The following is a 14,444-nucleotide window of genomic DNA, read 5'->3' as shown; positions in this document are numbered from 1 at the left end:
CATTGTTCAATGGGTTAATATCAAATCAGAAGGTGTCGCATAAAAGCGACTTGAAAGGGGGTGTAATTTATGAACACTAGAAAATTAAAAGCTAAATTAGTAGAAAAGGATGTATCTATTGCGGATTTAGCAACGATATTAAACGTCGATAAATCGACTGTTTATAGGAAGTTTAATAAGTCGGGAGAGGCTTTTACGGTTAGCGATGTAGATAAAATCGCGAAAGCATTATGCCTAACATACAACGATATCAATGAAATTTTTTTTGCAAATATAGTCGCATGATATGCGACTCACGAAAGGGGATTCTCATGACAAAAAATACAATTCTGAATACTGATATGTTTACAAAAATAGTTATTAAAAACGAAGATGACGATACAGTAGTCGCTGTTATTACTGCTGATGATGTTGAACCGGCGCCGCATTATATTGCTGTATTAACTCCTAAGTATAATTAGCCTTTTAGTGAATGAAAGATGGGAGATGAAAATATGGAGTTTGTCATCGGATATATTGTAGGGCTCGTGTTAACAGGAATTTTGATTATTGTAGTTGCTGGACGTGGGTTTTAATCCGTCAACAAAGTTAATAGCGGTAGAGAGGAGACACTAAATGAAAGCAGTAAAAGATCGCATTACAAAAGAACGCGAAGAACTAGCATTAGCAGCTAGACCATTAGTGGAATGGGTAAGAAAAAACGGCACACCTCATACGACGATATTGGTGACAGACACTTTTGTGAATGTGTGCAATACCGAAATTGGCGTGCCGATAGATGATTAGTCATCTAATTTTGCGTTGTGGTTTATGGACTAAATGCTGATGCACAAATTTCCCTTTTGAAGATGCATTCAAAAAAGATTGAAATAAACTTTCACTACAGCTGAAGTATTGGTATACGGATCCATTTTTGAACCGCACTTGAATGATGCCATCTTCATAGCCAATGGCGGAAACATTTGAAGATGATACATTTATCATTTCCATAATAATCACCTCCTTTCAAGGTGATTATATCAAAAGTATTTATTGTGTCGAAAGGAGATATCCGTGAATAGAAATAAACTCTGCGCCACAGTTGATGAGGCCGCAGAACTGGCTAGCGTTGCACCTGCAGTGATTCGCCAATGGGCGGAAGACTTTGATTTTCCGTCAATGAAAATCGGACAGCGTGGTGGTAAACGCTTAATTCATTTAGATTCGTTTAATGCCTGGCTAGCGAAACGATGCCAGGCAAGAATAGGAGAGTGAAAGATGAATAAATTTATCATGATAGCGTCCCTTATAATGTTCGGGTTGCTAGAGGGTTCAGATGTACAAGGCTTTGTCATACCTGATCTAGTAATGGCCATAGGGATATTATGGGCGAGCGCCATGTTGCTATATGTAGTTAAACATGGAGGTGAATAATGGAACCATTAATGCAAGCATTATTTTTGGCTGTATTCATGCTGGTTAGTTGCATGGTGTTTGTTTCTCTGTTTGTATTGTTGCCCTTTTGGTTCTAGGAGGTGATATATGAAGCGTGTTAATTGTTTAAAATGTGGCGTACGGATTATCCCATATACCTATAGCTATATATTCGATGAAGTAAATCGAAAAGCTATTAGGGTGTGTAAGAGATGCCATGACGAACACATTAAAAATAAATGTAAAAAAGCCCGTACTCACGGCAATGAGATACGAGCTCTAGTTAAATAACCAAGTTAATTGTAACACATTAAGTCGTTACTAAAAAGGAGGTATTATGCCTGAACTTGTAGCAAAGAAAAAATCAAAACCAGCTATAAATACATTTGATTTTAGCTTCTTTGAAAAACATAACGGTAAACATGATAGAGCTATGAAAGTTGCTATTGTTACATGTAAGAGCTATATCAAATTATCAATGATGGCCTATCGGAAAATTAAAGGCCCAGAGTATTTCAAGGTCGGTATTGATATTAACAACAGAGTAATATGTGTATCCCCTGCAGTGGAGACCGAACCATTTGTGATTAAACCGACGGCGAGTCAGATTGAACGCAGATGCATTTTTATTACTCAAAAGCGAGCTGTCATTGATAAGTTGATAAAACTAGGAATGCCAAAAGTTGTAGAAGGTCAACTAGTTGATGGAGAACTAATATTTCGATTCTAAAGGAGATTAAATCATGGAAAATCAAAATATCTTAACTATTAAATTTAATACATTGGATGATCTAGCAGAGCAAGTAGCAGATTGGAATGAACGATTAAATCATCAATGCCAAGGCCAATGTATGTCGGAAAAGCCAATTGTTAAAGTAACGTCAGGCACCAGTCTTGAACTAGCAGAGAGTAAACTCGAGGATACATTCAAGAAAGCAATTCAAAAGGGGAGTAAGAAGATTGCAGAAGGTATCAATCAACTTGAAGCTGAAGGTTGTAAAGTGAAAATCTTAGAAAATGAAGTGACAGCGCCTGCAGACGATGTTCCTGTAACAGATTTCGAAGGTAAGCCAACAAAAACTAAAAAAGAAGAAAAGGTTGAGCCGGTAACAGAATCGGTTGTAGAACCTGCTCCTGCTGAAACACCAACTGAAGAACCAGCTACTATTGAAACGCCGGAACAGGATGCAGTATTAGATGTAACTGATGAACCGGTAGATAAAAAAGCATTCTATAAAGAATTCCGTGAATGGATGGGTGAGGACGGCGTAAAAGCAAAAAAAGCACTTGCAATTTTTGGCAAGCATGGTGTTACTCGTCCATCTAGTGACTCATTAACAGATGATCTTATCACTGATTTGAAATCTATCATGGCAGGGGAGGAATAATATGTCTAAGCAACAATTTAAAGCACAAGCTGATATCTGTAAAAAGGCATTGGATACATTACATAAAGCAATTGAACTTGACCCTGTTAATGTCGAGGAATACGAAGCTGGTATCGCGTATACCGAGGGTGTCATGAAAGCATCCAATGCTATTGTAAAGGCTTGTGAAATCGTAGAACCTACTAAAAAGCAAAAGGAAGAGCCTAAAGCGGAGGAAGCTGAAACTAAAAGCAAGAAAGCAAAGACTACGGCTAAAAAGTCTAAGCCTAAAGAAGAACCAAAGCCAGTGATAGAAGTAGAGCCTGCACCTGTTGAAGAGAAGGAAGCAGAAGACCTATTTGCTATGTTTGGTGATTAAAGGGGGTATTCACTGTGGAGATTGTATCCAGTACCTATATTCACAAAATGTTCGATAGTGTAATCCTAGAGGCTCCTTACGGTGCGGAATATACAACTATACACCATATCGATTGTGGATTTACGTTTGGAGGCAACTGGCAACGTAGATATTCATATCAGAATGGATATGTTACTGGCTCAAAATACTATACCTGTCCAAATTGTCGAGCTTCTTCTAACCCTTATGATCATAAAATTTACTTCTCTATAAATGATGAGAGCGTATATCCTGTATCGGCTTATGTCGAGGTTATCAATTACAAGCATTTTCTGGATTTGAAGATTCGATATCAAGCTATCCAGCTTTTCTTTGATGGCAAAAAAAATGACTTAGGGATGTGTACAGAAACGTTGCGATTCGACTTCAAGAAACGTAAGGCAACATTTATTGATAGATTTAGAATCCATCATGAATTGACTGTTGACTATATTCGTGAGAATGAGATTATGCCGGTACTGAAATTCTTTGGTGATTCATACGCCATGACAGATTTTAACCGGAAGTATTTAAACAAAACATTCAAGGCGTTACGGCTAATGTTTGAAAAACGTTTGAAGGAAACTTACGGATATGGAACAAAGGATGTATATGTGGCACCTAGTGCTACTGAAGAAAATGGCTACCATTTTACGATGCTGCTCAATATGGTTCTGAAGCTATCGGCACCTGATATGCCTAGCATTGTTAGCTTGATGAAACAATATGTGTATTGGACTAATGCTTACTGCTTATATCGATATACAAATATCCCATTTGAAGATGATGTGTTAGGGGCTACAAGAAAAGGTATGAACTTTCAAGCAGCGCTTAGACAATCATATAAGGCTCCTAACAGTAGAGCATTGCGAAAGCGTATGGTTGATGATCCGTTAAGCGTTTACATGTCAGATGTATTAAATCTATTTAGTGATGAAAATTGTAGGCGCACTATACTCACATTACGGCGTAGTAGGCATGAAGGTACGGACCCATATTTTGGTAAGGCTCACAATGCCAATGATGTACGTAAGGCGATGAGATTAAAAAGTCCACATGCAATGTTTATGTGGCAACAATTAATTAACCGGTGCGGTGAACCTACCATATTACGTTGGCTATTAGGTGAGGACATTCGTGTTATAGAGGATTGTGTGGATATGCATGCCAAACTCGAGCCAAAATACCAAGAGGCATTATGGAAGAAACGATTCAAGTTGAAGGACTTCCATGACGAAGTAATCAACATATTCAACAAGCAGGAATATGGAGATGTAATATTGCCTGCTCAACCTCAATTACAAGCTGATATGAATGGCATGCACTTTATGGTGCCAAAAACTGCAGCTGATTTAATGACATATGGAAAGCGATTGAAGAACTGTGTAGGTTCATATCGTGACCGTGTTATTCAAGGGCAAGCAGCAATTGTGGTTGTCACGGATGATGACATGAATCCTATTGCATGCCTAGAGTTAGCCACTGGTAATAAGGTTAAAAAGGGTCAACCTAAATTTAATCATTTAGTACAAGCGAAGTTATTCGCGAATGCACAACTAAAAAAAGACAATAAAATTCACTCTACAGTGATGAAATGGGCCAATCGTTTGAAGATTGAACCTCATACCATTGATGTGGACGCTAATGTTGTATAGGAGATCACTATGAAACTCACAAAATTAGAATTACTAAATTTTAAAGGCTTGAAAGCCTTTACTATACATTTCAACGGTGATGTTATTATCCGTGGGGATAATGCTACCGGCAAGACGACTGTATTTGACTCCGTATGTTGGTTGCTATTTGGCAAAGATAGCCTGGATAGGGCTGATTTTGAAATCAAAACATTGGATAGGGGCGAACCTATCCATAAAGTTAATCATGAAGTAACAGGAACCTTTACATTAGATGAAGGTGGTACTGTTGAGCTTAAACGTGTCTATCGTGAAAAGTATTCATCCCCTCGTGGTGGTGAAGTCACTATGACAGGTCATACGACAGACTACTTTGTTGATGGCGTTCCTAAAAAAGAAAAGGAATATAAGGAAATTGTAAATTCATTAGTTGATGAAAATATTTTCAAATTAATTACTAATCCGTTGTATTTCAACGAAACATATTCCTGGCAGAACCGCAGAAAGCTATTACTTGAGATGTGCGGAGATATATCAGATGAGGATGTTATTGCAGAATATAGTGAGCTAAAAGCATTGACTGATATCTTATCAGGCCATAGTGTAGACGATCATCGAAAGGTAGTAGCTGCTAAGAAAACCGCCATCAATAAAGAGCTGGATATGATTCCAGTTCGAATTGATGAGGCCTTGCGCGGGAAACCTACCATTGATACTCCTCGAGACGTTCTTATTCAGGAGATTAGCTTAGCAACTACAACGCTAGAAACTCTAGAGGAAGACAAAGCATTATTAGTGAATGGACATGCGGTTGTTGATACTAGAGCGGAGCTTAAAGATGTACAACGTCGATTGATGGCTCGTGAAAGTGAACTGCAGATGGAATATAAAAAACAATCTGCATTGAAGTCGAATGAATACGATATGGTTGTTTCTGAACTTAACAATCTATCTTCTAAGGTTGAGAGCACCAAGCATCGACTTGATACATCAAATAGGGATATTCAACGTATCGAGAGTGTTATTGACGAGCTGATGCATCAACGTCAGCAGGTCAACGAGGATGCATTTGTAATGGATATCGATGAGGCTTGCCCGACCTGCGGACAAAAACTTCCTGCAGAGCAAATTCAAGCCGCACGTGAAAAAGCTGAAACGAAGTTTAACCTTAGAAAATCTAAGCAATTAGAAGAACTTAATCAGTCTATTGAACTGAAGCAACAAGACATTGAGAATATTAAAAAACGAGATGCCGGCTTAGAGCCTGTTGAAACTTTAGAGGCTCTTATTAAGGCGAAAGAACTTGTTAAACAAACCATAACTGATGAAATTGGACAGCTAACAGCTCCAGTGCTTGATGATGATTCTATATATGCTGATTTAAAAGCAGAAGAGTTTATGCTGCAGATGAAACTCGATGAATCTAATACAGATCATTCTGAAGAAATTGCAGACATAGACAAACGTATTGCTACAACGAAAGAACACCGTTTTAACCTTGAAACTGAATTGAATAAATACGAAGAGGCTAAACGGATTGATACTCGTGTAGCAGAGCTAGAAAGTCAACAGGCTGAATTAGCAGCAGAAAAATCAAAGCTCGATGAAGCCTCTTATCTGATGGATGAATTCGTTAAGGCCAAGGTTAATATGCTGGAAGATGTTATTAACTCGAGATTCAAACTAGCACGATTCAAGATGTTTAATGTTATGTTGAATGGCAACGTTGAGGAATGTTGCGAAACCACCTATAAAGGGGTTCCGTATCGCAGCATGAATAACGCTGCACGTATTAATGTAGGCCTTGATATTATCAACGCACTAACTAGCTATTTCAAAGTGAATGCTCCGGTGTTTATTGATAACGCTGAAGCGGTGACTGAGTTTGTTCCTGTAAATAGTCAAACTATTAAGCTTATCGTTGATGAATCAGAACCACAACTAGTGGTTAAGGAGGTGTGAGTATGACTGACTTACAAATTTTTAATAATGATAGATTTGGACAAGTTCGGATTATTCCGGTAGATGGTGAATTAATGTTTGTCGCTAAGGATGTATGTGATTGTTTAGAAATTACAAAGCACCGAGATGCAATCAGTCGACTAGATTCTGATGAAAGGGGGTCGGTTAAACTGGACACCCCTGGAGGAAAACAAGATATTGCGGCTATTAACGAATATGGGTTATATAGCCTGGTGCTTTCAAGTCGAAAACCTGAAGCCAAAGAATTCAAACGTTGGATTACGCATGATGTAATCCCAGCTATTAGAAAAACCGGTTCTTATTCTGTGGTGATTCCGCAGACATTGCCTGAAGCCCTTAGAGCTTATGCCGATGAGGTAGAATCACATAATGCAACGAAAGCAATTGTAGCGCAACAAGAACAGCAAATTGCGGAGTTTAAACCGGTTAAGGATTACGTAGATAAAATTCTCTCAAGTAAATCTTGTTTAGCGATTACTCAAATTGCAGCTGACTATGGTCTTAGTGCTCAAGAGTTAAATAAAATTTTGCATGAAGCTGGTCTACAACGTAAGGTCGGTGATCAATGGATTCTCTACAAGCAGCATATGGCGAAAGGTTTTACCAAATCAGAAACCTTTACATTCTGCAGAAGTGACGGCCGATTAGATTCAAAAATCACGACTAAATGGACGCAAAAAGGACGCTTAGAAATTCATAGTATCTTAACTAAATTAAACATTCACGCTGTATGTGAAGACGTAGCATAGGAGGCACACAATGGGAGAAATTGCGAAAGCGCAAACACAATTACAAACTCAATCATTGAAGACTTTAGTATCGAGTGAGTCTATAAAAAAACGATTTAATGAAATATTAGGGAAGAAGTCAGCAGCATTTGTATCTAGTTTGATTTCTGTTTCTAATAATAATGAACTCTTAACTAAGGCAGACCCTACGACTGTCGTTACTGCTGGTATTATGGCAGCTACACTAGACCTTCCTATTAATCAAAATTTAGGCTTCGCTTATATTGTTCCATTTTATAATGGCAAAAAGAAAATTTATGAAGCCCAATTTCAAATGGGATACAAAGGGTATATTCAGCTAGCCATTAGATCTGGCAAATACAAAAAGATTAATGCCATTAAAATCTATGAAGGTGAAATAAAGAAACGGAATCGACTAACAGGTGAATTTGAATTAGGGGACCCTACCGGGGATGCTGTTGTTGGATATATGTCCTATTTCCGATTGGAGAATGGGTATGAACAATACCTATACATGAGTAAAGAAGAAATGGAAGCACATGCTAAAAAGTATTCTCAAACTTATAAAAAAGGTTTTGGACTTTGGAAAACTGACTTTGATGCGATGGCTATTAAAACCGTACTTAAACAGTTGCTAAGCAAATATGGTATTTTGTCTGTTGAAATGCAGAATATGACGAATGCTCTCACCTCAGATGGCGCCGTCATCCGTGATAATGATGGCGAACTCACACCTGATTTTGAAGGAGAAACCATCGACGTTCAATCTGATGTGGCTGAAACTATTGCTAATAACGCAAATTCAGAAACGATTGATATTGAACCTACTCCTACAAGTGAATTCGTAGATCCTGAAACAGGCGAAGTCGTCCATATGTTTGGTGATTAATTGTGATTAGTATTCAAGCATTCGGTAGTAGCTCAAAAGGGAACTGCTACCGAATCAAAACCTCAACCAATGGGGATGAATTATTACTAGATGCAGGGTTAGCATTTAAAGACATACAGCGATATTGTCGATTTAATTTTGTACATCTCTGCGGTGCATTAGTGACTCATCAACACGGCGACCATTGCAAGGCCGTGCCTGATTTATTAAAACTCGGACATCGTGTGTATATGCTAAAAGACACAGCTGAGGCTATCTATGTTGCCGGACATCATAAAGTGGTCTATATAACGCCTAAGATTCAATTTTCTGTTGGTAATTTTACTATCTTACCATTTGAATTAGAGCATGATGTTCCGAATGTTGGTTTTTTAATTACCGATGGTGAAGAGAAACTCTTATATATTACCGACACCTATTATTGCCGGTACACATTTAAAGATGTGAATCACATTATGGTCGAGTGTAATCATTCTTATGAGATCCTAAACCAACGCGTTGACGATGGATGCCTACATGAGAAACGTATGGAACGATTAATTCAATCCCATTTTTCGTTAGAGAATGTTATTAAATTTCTAAAGTCTATGGACCTTACCAAGTGCCAGGACATTCGACTACTTCATTTATCTGATGAAAACTCCGATGCAGCTATGTTTAAACAAGCTGTTGAAGCTGCTACCGGTAAATATGTAGTCGTAGAACAAGAAAGGAGTTCATTATGATTGTTAAATCTATTCAAATTACAGATAACGATATCAATATCGCCTATCAGAAACCATCTGCTACTGGTCTGACAGATGTCTTTACCATTAAATCTAAAGATGATCCACGGCCTGAACTCATGCAAGCTTTCAGCCGACTACAGGCTATTATGAAAAAGAACTTTGAATTCCTGGAAGAATTCAACATCCCATTTGTCGTACGCTCATTTAAGTTTAAATATGGCGTTATCAAGGACGTGGTGGATAAAGTCAGCGTTGAAGGCATTATACAAGATGCAACCTCAACTGATGAACTGAAATTCAAAACTGATTGGTTATCGGTAGAGTATGCAGACCGTACATTCGCTATTTCAGTGCAAGACTTAATAGATGAATGTGTAAGGTTTATTGCTGGTAAACGTGCACAAGGCAATTTATTTACAAACGAGGAGTAACGGATGGGAAGGGATGTCTATTACTTCAGTCACGATGTTAATGCTAGTAATGACCCTAAAATCATCGTAATGAAAGAGCTATGCGGCATAATTTCTTATGCGTGGTGGTGGATACTGATTGAGCAGTTGGCTGTACAGGAAGAGTATAGATTACCAATGGATAAAATTACGTTCACGGGGTTAGGCATAGCGTTCGGAATGAAGCAAAACGAAGCAAATGCTTCAAGCATTGAAGCAAATTTAAGCAAAACAGAGCAAGCAGAAGCATTTGTAAATTTGCTTATAAATGAGTGTGAGCTACTAGAGACGGATGGCGAGTATTTTTGGTCTCCCTCTCTTATTCGACGAAATTTGCTTCGGAAAAATAAGCAAGCGGAAATATCCAGAAAACGCAGTGAGGCTGGTCGTTTAGGCGGTCTTAAGAGTGCTGAACAACGAAGCAAAACGAAGCAAATGCTTCAAGCAAATGAAGCAAATCAAGCAAATCAAGCTAAAGGAAAGGAAAGGAAAGGAAATAATATAGAGAGAGATACGCGCGCGCGTGAAGATGAAAATCCTCTATCTATGTTTGACGATGATGAAGTAAAAAATAAACCTATTTACGATTTGTACATGAAAGCAATCGGAGATGTATCACCTGTCATTAAAGACCGATTAGATGATCTGGTTGAGTCTTATGGGAAGGAACGAGTTATTGTTGCTATCAATACCACAGCTGATAATGGCGGTAATAGTATCAAGTATGTTGAAACTGTCACGGCAGGGAATCTAAAGAAGGAGGTGCAAAAAGATTTTGGAGCAAGTAAACATAACGGAAATGCTAGAAACGTTTCTCGAAAAAAGGAAGAAGTCGACTGGCAAGCAGAATACGAGAGAGTCCATGGTAAAGGATGAGTTCTTCTATCCTGTTTATGATAAGCCTGTAGTGATTAAGAATGATGTCAATGGACATTATGCTGCAGTTGGTATCCCTCGGCGATATTATGATATGGATTTTGAGTGGTTACGTAAACATGGCAGCTTCCCTAAAGAGAATTCTGAAGCATATGCCGTAGTGAAACAGTATGTGGATAACCTAGAGACAAATCTTAAAAGTGGCAAAGGATTGATTTTAAGGGGCCCTGCTGGCACTGGAAAAACTTCTATAGCAGTTAGTATCCTGAAAGAGGTTCTAGCGCTGAAACGGGGCTGTATGATGATTTCTATGCCTAGTCTATTGGATATCATGCTCACCTTATCAAAGGGTGATAGAGTTGCGTTTCTAAATTATGAACAAAAGCTCAGGAATATTCCGCTATTGTTGTTAGATGATTTTGGAGCGGAGTATTCTAAATCTGATTGGGTGCACACAAAAGTTGAAAGCATTATTATTGGCCGATACCATGATATGAAGCCAGTTATACTGACAACTAATTATAATAACGACCAAACAAAAGACCATTATAGCGAACGAGTGATTGATAGATTACGTGGCAAAGATTATGAGGAAGCTATATTTTGGGGAGAATCACACCGATGAAGATTATCCTACGTTGTCAGTTTCGGTTTAGAAAGAAAACTCACGACAGGTTCCCCACGTTGAATGAGTACATTGATTGTGAACGTGGTTCGACTATAGCTGCTGCTGCTATGAAAAAGAAATGTACAGAGCAAGTGAAAGAACAATGTCTATCACAACAGATAGAATCGGTAAAGGGGAAAGTAGACCTGTTATTTGAATGGCACTCATCGACCAGGCATGATCCTGACAATGTAGCGTTCGCTAAGAAATTTATTCTTGATGGTCTACAATTGGCAGGTGTGTTAGAAAATGATAATAGAAAGTTCATAGGCACGATGGCAGATGAAATTATAACTGATACAGAGAATTATGTAATCCTGCACATATCGGAGTGCATGAGTATATTCCTGTAAAGAGTGTTAATTAAAGCGAGGTATTATGAAGAAAAAGCTTGTATATGTGGCTCATCCATATGATGGAAAGAAGAGCAATAAAGAAAAAATAGATAAAATCATGCAAGAACTGGTGATGGTTGATATTACACATGACTATGTATCACCTATCCATAATTATGGGTTTATGTACTTAACCGGAGACCAATATCAATTTGGCTTAGGGATATGTTTAGGCCTACTCAATCATTGTGATGTACTGGTCTTGTGTGATGGCTGGGAGACTAGCCGAGGTTGTAAAGGCGAATATGAATACGCCAAGAAACATGGGATTGCTACATTTGTGTTAAGCGAATGGAAAGCAATGAACATGATTTAATTATTGTTAGATGCTTCTTATGAAGTTGGTATAAACACAATTCGGACTAAACTACAAATTAAAAAGGGGGAGATGTATTTGAATGAATACGAAATTGAAAAAATCACTAGGTTGGCCACTGATGTGGCCACAAAAACCTACTATGAATTAGCCAAGCAAGAAAATGCACAGCTAGGTCGTAAACTTCGACACAACACGATCAAGCTGCTTAAGCATTATAGTCAGTTACAGTCATACGTTGACAATGCTATCACGGATTCGACACAAGCCGAGGATATATGGCTCAATGAGCTGTTAATTGATATGTTTGACGATAAAAGCATTGTGAAAGTAAATGCGATTGTCAAAAGCAAAGAAAAAACAGCATTGATGATGAGGCATGTGAATAACATGCTCGATATCTATGCTGAGAAGTGTAGTGCAAAGCAATTTAAGTATTGTGAGTGTATGCGCAGGTATTATATTGATGGAGAAACATTAGAAGAGATTGCAGAATCATTCCCTGAAAAACCTGATGTACGGACTATCAAACGTTATATTGCAAGAGGCATTGAAGAGTTATCAGTTTTGCTATGGGGTGTTATTGGGCTTAACACAAAGCTAGCCTGAAAATTGTCCCAAAACTGTCCTAGACCTGTCCTTCTTGACAGTTTATAATGATAGTGTGAGTTAATAGGGAAACGATTAATCTCTCTCGACACAGTGAATACCTAGAACACTAAAGCAAAAAAGACACTCAGATTTGAGTGTCTTTTTTGCGTATCTGTCGTATAATGATGGTAATTAGTGTTTGTAGTATTTAGAGGAGAAATTATGTCAGATTTATTCACGTTTACTGTTGAATATAGTGAAGAATCTCCGCATCCAGAGAAGATTTTTTCATCTATAGCAAAAACTATTGAAGGAATGCAATTTTTGAATGATGAGCTAATTAAATGTTTGGATTTAGAGGCAACGAATTCCTTAACATTGCGTTCTATTGAAAAAGGCTCTATAAAAGTAGTTTTAGGAACTATTATAAAAACTGCTGAAAACTGTGAGTTTACCAAAGAATATGTAGAAAAAGGGAGTGCATTTTTAAGAAATGCTACGTCAGAAGTAATCAAATTAATAGGGCATAATAAACGTCCAACTTCTGAAAATATTAAAGCCGTAGAGGATGAAATACGTAAAGAAGCATTAAAAAGTGGTTTTAACGATTTAGATGCATATTCTGATATTAGTAGAGTTAATCTATTAAAAGGAGTATCTTTAATTAATAGTGGGGTTCAAACATTACCACTAAATAATAAAGTTTACTTTTCATTAGAAAATGAAGATGTTGATTTAACGGGTGGATTTGAGCTCAATGATGAGATTGTTAAGTCACTTACTGATGTGACAGAGGTTAAAGAAAAGCAAATAGTTACATTGATGATTAAAAAGGTAGATTTAATAGGAGAGTCAAAATGGCAATTTAAATATAATTATGCACCTAATAAAACAAAACTAATTAATGCTAAAATAATGGACCAAAAATGGTTGAAAAAGTGGAAGAATAAAGAAATTTCATTGAAACGTGGTGATTCTCTTATTGTAGAAGTTATGTTTGAACAAGGCTTCAATAAGTCTTTAAACAAAATTACTGAGAATATGATAATTACAAAGGTTTTAAACGTTATAAATGAATCAGATTATAAATCAGATACTTTAATGTAAAGGGATGATTTAATATGGAGTGGTTTATAGAATATAAAGATTATTTTATACTAATAGCATCTTTAATAAGCTTTACAACTGCTATATGTGTTTCATTAATTACATTAATTGGGAATATATATAGTAATAGACAAAAGTATAGTAACGATTATGCTCATAAAATTATTGATAGACGATTAGATACTTACGAGTTAATTGAACAAGTTCTAGCAAAGTTAAATCAGTCAAAAAGTACAAATGATCATAAACGAATATTTGTATTTTTGGAAAAGGTTGATGAAATCGATAATCTTTTGAACGATATTGAAAATATCTATAAAAGGGAGCTATGGATAAGTGTTAATATTCATCATATTTTATGTAGAATCAATAGGTTTTTAGTATATTATAAAGAGTCTATTAAAAAGAATGATATGAGGTATATAAATATATATTTTCAAGAATTTATTAATGATACTAGAAAACCAGCTATTACGGAAGAATATATAAAGTTAAAGAATGTTAAAGGCGCTATTAATCAGTACGAAGTAGCATTAAGTTTAGATTCAGAATATAGTCAGTTGATAAATATGTTGTATCATCAGATTAATGATGATTTAATTAGAATGGAAAATGTTAGTCAATTTTTAAATGGGAAAAATTCTAAGTCTAGTTTTATAAAAAAATTTTTCTAATTGTAAGTATTGATTATAATCATAAACTTTAGAGACGCAGTCATTTGACCGCGTCTTTTTTGTTGAGAAAAAGTGGTGATGCTATTGACAGATGTGTATTGTGAAAAAAGACGATGCCTTAATAATGTAAAGGGTTGGTGCAAGGCTAATGGAATTCATATAGACCATATGTGTAAATCGTATGCACCATCACATTCGTTAGTAAAAAC

The 14,444-nt window shown here is 36.8% G+C and carries 21 protein-coding genes; 20 read left to right on the top strand and 1 reads right to left on the bottom strand.

Features of this window, described 5'->3' with window-relative positions; all coding sequences use genetic code 11:
- Positions 1-69 precede the first annotated feature (69 nt).
- The 3 genes from HMPREF1504_RS06330 to HMPREF1504_RS10405 all read left to right on the top strand — a co-directional run bounded on the left by HMPREF1504_RS06330 (position 70) and on the right by HMPREF1504_RS10405 (position 786).
- Positions 70-285: a helix-turn-helix transcriptional regulator gene (locus HMPREF1504_RS06330; RefSeq protein ID WP_038124455.1), complete on the top strand. Its 216-nt coding sequence runs from the start codon at positions 70-72 to the stop codon at positions 283-285.
- Positions 286-311: 26 nt separating this feature from the next.
- Positions 312-461 (top strand): hypothetical protein, encoded by a 150-nt coding sequence (locus HMPREF1504_RS10465; protein ID WP_198017409.1) that lies wholly within the window; start codon positions 312-314, stop codon positions 459-461.
- Between the two features lie 154 nt (positions 462-615).
- Positions 616-786: a hypothetical protein gene (locus HMPREF1504_RS10405; protein ID WP_156919370.1), complete on the top strand. Its 171-nt coding sequence runs from the start codon at positions 616-618 to the stop codon at positions 784-786.
- Here HMPREF1504_RS10405 and HMPREF1504_RS06325 read toward each other — a convergent pair whose 3' ends face one another.
- Complete coding sequence (locus HMPREF1504_RS06325) at positions 787-984, bottom strand: KTSC domain-containing protein (protein ID WP_198017408.1); 198 nt, start codon at positions 982-984, stop codon at positions 787-789.
- Between the two features lie 69 nt (positions 985-1,053).
- Here HMPREF1504_RS06325 and HMPREF1504_RS06320 point away from each other — a divergent pair, with 69 nt between their 5' ends.
- The 17 genes from HMPREF1504_RS06320 (at position 1,054) to HMPREF1504_RS06235 (ending at position 14,235) form a co-directional block, all read left to right on the top strand.
- Positions 1,054-1,254 carry a helix-turn-helix domain-containing protein gene (locus HMPREF1504_RS06320; RefSeq protein ID WP_038124451.1) on the top strand — a complete coding sequence of 67 codons (201 nt, stop codon included), beginning with the start codon at positions 1,054-1,056 and terminating at the stop codon, positions 1,252-1,254.
- Between the two features lie 496 nt (positions 1,255-1,750).
- Complete coding sequence (locus tag HMPREF1504_RS06310) at positions 1,751-2,143, top strand: hypothetical protein (protein ID WP_038124449.1); 393 nt, start codon at positions 1,751-1,753, stop codon at positions 2,141-2,143.
- Positions 2,144-2,156: 13 nt separating this feature from the next.
- Entirely contained in the window at positions 2,157-2,801 is a 645-nt protein-coding gene (locus HMPREF1504_RS06305) for a hypothetical protein (protein WP_038124447.1), read from the top strand.
- A gap of 1 nt (position 2,802) precedes the next feature.
- Entirely contained in the window at positions 2,803-3,159 is a 357-nt protein-coding gene (locus HMPREF1504_RS10460) for a hypothetical protein (protein WP_038124446.1), read from the top strand.
- Positions 3,160-3,173: 14 nt separating this feature from the next.
- Positions 3,174-4,832 (top strand): PcfJ domain-containing protein, encoded by a 1,659-nt coding sequence (locus HMPREF1504_RS06295; RefSeq protein ID WP_038124444.1) that lies wholly within the window; start codon positions 3,174-3,176, stop codon positions 4,830-4,832.
- Positions 4,833-4,841: 9 nt separating this feature from the next.
- Positions 4,842-6,773, top strand: a complete 1,932-nt coding sequence (locus HMPREF1504_RS06290; protein ID WP_038124442.1) for an AAA family ATPase — start codon at positions 4,842-4,844, stop codon at positions 6,771-6,773.
- A 2-nt stretch (positions 6,774-6,775) separates the two neighbouring features.
- Complete coding sequence (locus HMPREF1504_RS06285; protein ID WP_038124440.1) at positions 6,776-7,543, top strand: phage antirepressor KilAC domain-containing protein; 768 nt, start codon at positions 6,776-6,778, stop codon at positions 7,541-7,543.
- Between the two features lie 10 nt (positions 7,544-7,553).
- Entirely contained in the window at positions 7,554-8,432 is an 879-nt protein-coding gene (locus HMPREF1504_RS06280) for a recombinase RecT (RefSeq protein WP_038124439.1), read from the top strand.
- Between the two features lie 2 nt (positions 8,433-8,434).
- Positions 8,435-9,157, top strand: a complete 723-nt coding sequence (locus tag HMPREF1504_RS06275; protein WP_084644750.1) for an MBL fold metallo-hydrolase — start codon at positions 8,435-8,437, stop codon at positions 9,155-9,157.
- On the top strand, positions 9,154-9,591 hold the full coding sequence (locus tag HMPREF1504_RS06270) for a hypothetical protein (RefSeq protein WP_038124436.1): 438 nt from the start codon (positions 9,154-9,156) through the stop codon (positions 9,589-9,591). The genes HMPREF1504_RS06275 and HMPREF1504_RS06270 overlap by 4 nt, the downstream gene beginning before the upstream one ends.
- Positions 9,592-9,594: 3 nt before the next feature.
- Positions 9,595-10,485, top strand: coding sequence for a Lin1244/Lin1753 domain-containing protein (locus HMPREF1504_RS06265; protein ID WP_038124435.1), 891 nt, complete (start codon positions 9,595-9,597; stop codon positions 10,483-10,485).
- Positions 10,472-11,110: an ATP-binding protein gene (locus HMPREF1504_RS06260; protein WP_232203329.1), complete on the top strand. Its 639-nt coding sequence runs from the start codon at positions 10,472-10,474 to the stop codon at positions 11,108-11,110. Before HMPREF1504_RS06265 ends, HMPREF1504_RS06260 begins: the two co-directional genes overlap by 14 nt.
- Positions 11,111-11,169: 59 nt before the next feature.
- Positions 11,170-11,505 (top strand): hypothetical protein, encoded by a 336-nt coding sequence (locus HMPREF1504_RS10110; protein WP_156919369.1) that lies wholly within the window; start codon positions 11,170-11,172, stop codon positions 11,503-11,505.
- 25 nt (positions 11,506-11,530) lie between these two features.
- Positions 11,531-11,863: a DUF4406 domain-containing protein gene (locus HMPREF1504_RS06250; RefSeq protein ID WP_038124431.1), complete on the top strand. Its 333-nt coding sequence runs from the start codon at positions 11,531-11,533 to the stop codon at positions 11,861-11,863.
- Positions 11,864-11,941: 78 nt separating this feature from the next.
- A complete protein-coding gene (locus HMPREF1504_RS06245; RefSeq protein WP_038124576.1) occupies positions 11,942-12,472 on the top strand; it encodes a hypothetical protein in 531 nt (176 codons plus the stop codon).
- Positions 12,473-12,676: 204 nt separating this feature from the next.
- Positions 12,677-13,561, top strand: coding sequence for a hypothetical protein (locus HMPREF1504_RS06240; RefSeq protein ID WP_038124429.1), 885 nt, complete (start codon positions 12,677-12,679; stop codon positions 13,559-13,561).
- A 14-nt stretch (positions 13,562-13,575) separates the two neighbouring features.
- Positions 13,576-14,235 (top strand): hypothetical protein, encoded by a 660-nt coding sequence (locus tag HMPREF1504_RS06235; RefSeq protein ID WP_038124427.1) that lies wholly within the window; start codon positions 13,576-13,578, stop codon positions 14,233-14,235.
- Positions 14,236-14,444 lie beyond the last annotated feature (209 nt).

The sequence above is a fragment of the Veillonella sp. ICM51a genome, from assembly GCF_000524355.1.
GTDB classification, from domain to species: Bacteria; Bacillota; Negativicutes; order Veillonellales; family Veillonellaceae; genus Veillonella; species Veillonella atypica.
Note: the sequence above shows the minus strand (reverse complement) of the source record. Positions and strands in the feature narration are given on the sequence as shown.

Excerpts from the sequence above, each read along its gene's own strand:
- HMPREF1504_RS06325 (WP_198017408.1), bottom strand. The coding sequence starts at position 984 with ATGATAAATGTATCATCTTCAAATGTTTCCGCCATTGGCTATGAAGAT.
- HMPREF1504_RS06310 (WP_038124449.1), top strand. The coding sequence starts at position 1,751 with ATGCCTGAACTTGTAGCAAAGAAAAAATCAAAACCAGCTATAAATACA.
- HMPREF1504_RS10460 (WP_038124446.1), top strand. The coding sequence starts at position 2,803 with ATGTCTAAGCAACAATTTAAAGCACAAGCTGATATCTGTAAAAAGGCA.
- HMPREF1504_RS06290 (WP_038124442.1), top strand. The coding sequence starts at position 4,842 with ATGAAACTCACAAAATTAGAATTACTAAATTTTAAAGGCTTGAAAGCC.
- HMPREF1504_RS06270 (WP_038124436.1), top strand. The coding sequence starts at position 9,154 with ATGATTGTTAAATCTATTCAAATTACAGATAACGATATCAATATCGCC.
- HMPREF1504_RS06280 (WP_038124439.1), top strand. The coding sequence starts at position 7,554 with ATGGGAGAAATTGCGAAAGCGCAAACACAATTACAAACTCAATCATTG.
- HMPREF1504_RS06235 (WP_038124427.1), top strand. The coding sequence starts at position 13,576 with ATGGAGTGGTTTATAGAATATAAAGATTATTTTATACTAATAGCATCT.
- HMPREF1504_RS06305 (WP_038124447.1), top strand. The coding sequence starts at position 2,157 with ATGGAAAATCAAAATATCTTAACTATTAAATTTAATACATTGGATGAT.
- HMPREF1504_RS06250 (WP_038124431.1), top strand. The coding sequence starts at position 11,531 with ATGAAGAAAAAGCTTGTATATGTGGCTCATCCATATGATGGAAAGAAG.
- HMPREF1504_RS06260 (WP_232203329.1), top strand. The coding sequence starts at position 10,472 with ATGGTAAAGGATGAGTTCTTCTATCCTGTTTATGATAAGCCTGTAGTG.
- HMPREF1504_RS10405 (WP_156919370.1), top strand. The coding sequence starts at position 616 with ATGAAAGCAGTAAAAGATCGCATTACAAAAGAACGCGAAGAACTAGCA.
- HMPREF1504_RS10465 (WP_198017409.1), top strand. The coding sequence starts at position 312 with ATGACAAAAAATACAATTCTGAATACTGATATGTTTACAAAAATAGTT.
- HMPREF1504_RS06330 (WP_038124455.1), top strand. The coding sequence starts at position 70 with ATGAACACTAGAAAATTAAAAGCTAAATTAGTAGAAAAGGATGTATCT.
- HMPREF1504_RS06265 (WP_038124435.1), top strand. The coding sequence starts at position 9,595 with ATGGGAAGGGATGTCTATTACTTCAGTCACGATGTTAATGCTAGTAAT.
- HMPREF1504_RS06285 (WP_038124440.1), top strand. The coding sequence starts at position 6,776 with ATGACTGACTTACAAATTTTTAATAATGATAGATTTGGACAAGTTCGG.
- HMPREF1504_RS06240 (WP_038124429.1), top strand. The coding sequence starts at position 12,677 with ATGTCAGATTTATTCACGTTTACTGTTGAATATAGTGAAGAATCTCCG.